This window comes from Bilophila sp. (assembly GCF_057864385.1).
Window position 1 is genome coordinate 1 of record NZ_DBMAFI010000134.1, and the last position, 2,924, is coordinate 2,924.

General features: G+C 59.0%; 4 protein-coding genes. All 4 read right to left on the reverse strand.

Annotation, left to right across the window (positions count from 1 at the left end; genetic code table 11):
* Window positions 1-511, reverse strand: a 511-nt coding sequence (locus ACZM8Y_RS18000; RefSeq protein WP_489501996.1) for an ABC transporter permease, incomplete at its 3' end; no start/stop codon positions are given.
* Entirely contained in the window at window positions 508-858 is a 351-nt protein-coding gene (locus ACZM8Y_RS18005; RefSeq protein ID WP_482334832.1) for an RT0821/Lpp0805 family surface protein, read from the reverse strand. The genes ACZM8Y_RS18000 and ACZM8Y_RS18005, both read right to left, overlap by 4 nt.
* Window positions 855-1,826, reverse strand: coding sequence for a KpsF/GutQ family sugar-phosphate isomerase (locus ACZM8Y_RS18010; protein WP_482334830.1), 972 nt, complete (start codon window positions 1,824-1,826; stop codon window positions 855-857). The genes ACZM8Y_RS18005 and ACZM8Y_RS18010 overlap by 4 nt, the downstream gene beginning before the upstream one ends.
* Before the next feature lie 433 nt (window positions 1,827-2,259).
* The coding region (locus ACZM8Y_RS18015; protein ID WP_489501997.1) for a site-specific integrase at window positions 2,260-2,924 on the reverse strand (665 nt) is incomplete at its 5' end.

Consider the following 2,924-nt stretch of genomic DNA (forward strand, 5'->3'; position numbering starts at 1 on the left):
CGAAAACAAGCCCCATGCCCAAGCCCAGCAGGGGGGCAAAAAGCAGGGTAGCGGCAAGGCTGTCGACGTGGCGCAGCTCCAAAGGCTGGCCCAGGGCGGTGGCAATGGATAGAATGATGACGGCGCAGACGAGCTGCGTTCCCCAGACCACGATGCACCGTGCAAGCATCAGGTCCAGTTCCGTCACCTGCGGGAAGGTCAGCAGCGCCTGGTTGGCGCTTACGGCCTTTACGCAACGGGAAATGGTGTCTCTGAACATATACCAGGGGATAAAACCGCAGAGGAGGAAGACCGCCATCCCCATGCCGTGGGGGGCGTGTGCGCCGAGGGACTCACGAAACAGCCAAAATACCCCGATATTGAACGCCGTTTGTATAATTGCCCAAAGGTATCCAAGCCGTGTATTGCCATACAGGGTATGCACCTCACGCAGGATAAGGGCGGTAATGACCCGGCCCTGTACGGTCAGGGCGGAGGAAACGGACGGCGCGGGAAAGGTGCCTGCATTCATTGCGGCATGCCCTCAAAGATGCTGGGGATGAAGCGCCATGTGCCGTTTTCCTTGCAAAGTGTGAGCTGGTAGCTCGCGGTTCCGCGCGTGACGCGGATCAAACGGCATTCGTTGCCCAGGCCGGAAAGGTAGAGTGGGCCAGCATCAAGCGTGGCCTGCCCAAAGGGGCTTTCGGCAAAGTATTGCGTGGAACCTTCGGGCAGGGCGGCCACCTGTTCGCCGAACGGCAACGCGGCGGGAGCCGCCTCCGGAACAGAGGCCGCCGGGACGGCGGATTCGCGCGCGGCGCAGCCGGAAAGCACGGCACAGAGGGCGAGGGAGAGAATCAGGCAGTGGCGCAGCATCATTCCACCCCCGCGCGCAGGCAGTCATGGACATTGAGGATGCCGACCGGCTTCCCTTCGCCGGTGACGAACAGCGACGTGATTTTGTTTTCCTGCATGATCCGCAATGCGGTCACGGCAAGCGTATCTTCACTGACTACGATAGGATCGGGATGCATGACCTGCTTTGCTTTCTTGTCCATGAGCGAAGGCCCCATATGGCGGCGCAGGTCGCCGTCGGTAATGATGCCCGCAAGCCGTTTTTTTTCGAGGATGCCCGCCACGCCGAACCCCTTGCCGGTCATCAGCATGAGCACTTCCGGCATGGGCGAGGACGCCGGAAGCAGGGGGAGTTCCTCGCCCGTGTGCATGATTTCCCTGACCGTCATCAGTTTGCGGCCGAGCGATCCACCCGGATGCCAGCGGTGGAATTCTTCGGGAGAACAGCCGCGCCGACGCATCAGCGTCAGGGCCAGCGCGTCGCCCAGAGCCATTTGCAGGGTGGTGGACGTGGTGGGGGCGCAGTCCAGCGGGTCGGCTTCCGGCACAAGCGGCAGCAAAAGGAGGTGCGCGGCGTTTTTGCCGAGCAGGCTGTCCGCGTTGCGCGTTACCCCTATCAGGGGGATGTCGCGCCGGGCCGCATACAGGATGATGTCCGAAAGCTCCGCCGTATTGCCGGAATTGGAAAAGGCCAGAACGGCATCGTCGGAGGCCAGCATCCCCAAGTCTCCATGGCTGGCTTCGCCCGGATGGATGAAATAGGCGGGGGAACCCGTGGAAGCCAGCGTTGCCGCCACCTTGCGGGCCACATGCCCGCTTTTGCCCATGCCCGTGACGGCAATTCTGCCGTTTATCCCGTACAGGCAATCCACAGCGCTGCAAAACGCTGCGTCCAGCCCGCGAGCCATCATGGTAAGGGCATGCGCTTCCTGTCGTAGTACGGCTGCGGCAAATCCCACTTCCTGAAAATCTTTCTTTTGTACCGTACTCATGCGCTGTGCTTTCTCCGGAAAACTGTTGCGGGATAAAAAGAGGCACGCCTTCAATCCCGCTGTATTCATAAAGGATCGATGCCCCTGCCAAAATCGACAGACACACTGTCGATTTTGGCTATGAAAAAATGAGGAGGTATGGAAATAACAGAGTAATTTTATAGGGAATTTTGATAAGCGCAGAGTGAAAACTTTTTTCTTCGAGGGATGATATTGCCAAAACAGCCATTAGAATGTATTGATTTCCAAGGCTTCATCGACAGTGTGTCTGTCGATGAGCCTCTCATTTGGAGTCAAAGACAGGCAAGACAAAGCCGTTTTTATCCAAGGCCGGCCAACAGCTCGGTTCTCCCTTCCTTTTTGTCATTTTTGATTCTTTTTATTCTCTTGTTCTCTGCCTCAAAACGCGGCTGTGTTCAGGCAGCCTTTTTGCCTATGCCCTACGCGGTATCGGAGGGTTGGTTTTCCTGCGTGCGTTTTCATTGTCATGCCTGGCAAGATAGGCACTCACAGTCTGGGCTGCCGCCACCAGCGATGCCTGCCCCAGATGGGCGTATCGCATGGTGGTTCTGGGATCGCCGTGCCCCAGCAGCTTTTGCACCTCATAGAGCGAGTGCCCGGCATTGACCAGAAAAGAGGCGAAGGTATGCCGCAAATCGTGGATGCGCACGTCGGCAAGCCCCAATTCCCGCCGGATCCTGTTCCAAAACAGATAGAGAGCGGAAAGCGGCTTTCCCGGAGCATGTCCGGGGAACAGCCACGGGAGCCCTTGCTGGCGCGGGATGGAGCGAATGACTGCGATGGCTTCGTCTGAGAGGGGGATATGGCGCGGCTTGCCGGACTTGGACAAGGGCACGACGAGCAGCCGCAAATCCAGACGGACATGTTCCCAGCGGGCCTTGAGGATTTCGCTCTTGCGCGCGCCGGTCAGCAAAAGCAGCCGGAGGGCAACGGCCTCTGGATGGTCGCTTTTTTCCAGCGCCCGCATGAGCCGCCACGCTTCGTCCCGCGTGAGGTAGCGCTCCCGCTGCGTGCGTATTTTGAAAGGGGATACGCCCATGCAGGGAGACTGGCCTGCGGACAAAACGCCGCGTATCT

Bases quoted from the DNA above. Each gene is read 5' to 3' on its own strand.
- ACZM8Y_RS18010 (WP_482334830.1), bottom strand. From the start codon at position 1,826: ATGAGTACGGTACAAAAGAAAGATTTTCAGGAAGTGGGATTTGCCGCA.
- ACZM8Y_RS18005 (WP_482334832.1), bottom strand. From the start codon at position 858: ATGATGCTGCGCCACTGCCTGATTCTCTCCCTCGCCCTCTGTGCCGTG.